The organism is Siccirubricoccus soli, assembly GCF_024178315.1.
Lineage (GTDB): Bacteria > Pseudomonadota > Alphaproteobacteria > Acetobacterales > Acetobacteraceae > Siccirubricoccus > Siccirubricoccus soli.
The window spans coordinates 1-1756 of sequence record NZ_JAMZIK010000094.1 but is presented as its reverse complement, the minus strand read 5'-3'; the positions used below and the strand labels follow the sequence as shown (position 1 = coordinate 1756).

Genomic DNA, 1756 nt, shown 5'->3' with positions numbered 1-1756 from the left:
CCAGCAGCCCGGGCGGCCGCTCCGCCCGCGCCGGCACATGCGCCCAGGCCGCCAGCACCGGCCGGCCATCCACCGCGAAGACCGCCTCGAGGTCCGGCACCTCCCGCAGCGCCGGCCAGGCCGCGGCCACATTGGGCGCCGCGCCGCTCTCCCCGAGCCTGCGGATGTCGGAGAGGATCGCCCCCAGCGCCTCGGTCAGCGCCCGCCGGTCGGCGAGCGGCAGCTCGGCAAAGGCCTTGCTGCGCGTGCCGGCCGCGCACCAAGCGATCTCCTCGCCTTCCTCCACCGGCGCCGCCAGCACCGCCGCATGCGCCGCCCCCAGCCCCGCCGTGATCTCCGCCGTAAGCGCCGCATGCCATTCCGCCGCCGGCCGCGCCGGCAGCAGCGGCCGGATCGCATCCCGCCGGCGACGGTCGAGGATCAGCGCGGCACCGCTCATCACGGCACATCGACGGTGGTCACCGGTTGGCGCCCCGCCCCCGCCCGCGCCACGCCGGTGACGACCCGGTCAGGCCTGCCCTCCTGCCGGATGGTCACGCGGAAGGGCACGTTGTTGGTGCCATTGGCGGCGTAATTCTCCACCTCCACCCGGTAGGTGCCGCTGCCGGGATTGGCCCAGACGGCATTCTCCACCGGCTGCGCCATCTGCCGCTCGGCATTGGCGTCCACGTCCAGCGCCCCGCCGCAGACCGCGCGGGCGCCCCAGAACAGCCGCTGGCCGTTCGGGCAGGTGACGTGCAGATCCACATCCGACCGGCTTTCCCAGGCCAGCACGATCTGCAGCTTGCCGGTCTGGCCGCCCTCGCGCTGGGCCCGCTCCAAATCCGGGTTGCGCGGCGGCTCCTGCGCCGGCTGCTGCGGTTGCGGCCGCGGCGCCGGCAGGGGCGGGCAGGCGGCGCGGCGATTGGCCGCCTCCGTCACCAGCCTTGCCAGCTCCCGCCGCAGCGCGCTCTCCCGCTCGGAGGCCTCGCGCAGCGCACCGAGCGCGGCAAGGTCCTCCTGGCTCACGCTGCAGGCCACCTCCTGCGGCGCCAGCCAGCCGAAGGGGTCGCGCCAGGCGAAGAGCAGGGCCAGCAGCAACAGCAGCAGGGAGCCGATCAGCGCCGCCAGCACCGGCCAGAGGCGCGGCCCGGGCGGCACCGGGCCGGGGGGCGGCGGCAGGATGGCCATGGGCAGCTCGGCCGCCGCCATCCGTCCGGTCAGGGTCTCCGCCCCGGCGGCGACGCCGGCCCGCTCATGTCCCCAGGCGATCAGCACCGGCCTGCCGTCGATGCGGTAGATCGCCCGGTCCTCGGGCTGCGGCAGGGTGATGGCAGCCTGGATCAGGCTCGCCATGAAGCGGCCTTCCGGCCTTGCGCCGAGCTTCGCGGCCAGCGCCGCGATCTCCGCCCGCATCGCATGCCAGCGGGCGAGCAGCGCCTCGCGCTCCGCCGCCGGCAGGCTGTCGGCGCGAACCACGGCGCCGGCGCCGTCGGCGTACCAGTCGATCTCGCCGCGGCCCGGATTGCGCTGCGGCTCGGCGAAGAGCGCGGCATGGTCCGGGCCGATGGCGTCGGCGATCTGCGCCGTCAGCGCGTCCCATTGATCGACGGCGAGCGTCCCACCGGTGCCGAGCGCCTGGAATTCCGCGCTTCCGGTGACGGCGATGCGACGGGTGGGCATGGGCCTCCGCCCCCTCAGCGCTGCGGCGGCGTGGCGGGGGGCGACGCGGCGGGCGGGGCCCCGCCGGGAGGTGCGGCCGGCGCCGCGGCCGGGC

The 1756-nt window shown here is 76.6% G+C and carries 2 protein-coding genes; both read right to left on the bottom strand.

The genetic code is table 11. From position 1 onward, the window contains the following. Positions 1-439, bottom strand: a 439-nt coding sequence (locus NJ376_RS15230; RefSeq protein ID WP_252954141.1) for a hypothetical protein, incomplete at its 3' end; no start/stop codon positions are given. Further along, complete coding sequence (locus NJ376_RS15225; RefSeq protein ID WP_252954140.1) at positions 439-1662, bottom strand: hypothetical protein; 1224 nt, start codon at positions 1660-1662, stop codon at positions 439-441. The genes NJ376_RS15230 and NJ376_RS15225, both read right to left, overlap by 1 nt. Between the last annotated feature and the right edge of the window lie 94 nt (positions 1663-1756).

Coding starts and splice junctions, on each gene's coding strand:
- NJ376_RS15225 (WP_252954140.1), bottom strand. CDS start 1,662: ATGCCCACCCGTCGCATCGCCGTCACCGGAAGCGCGGAATTCCAGGCG.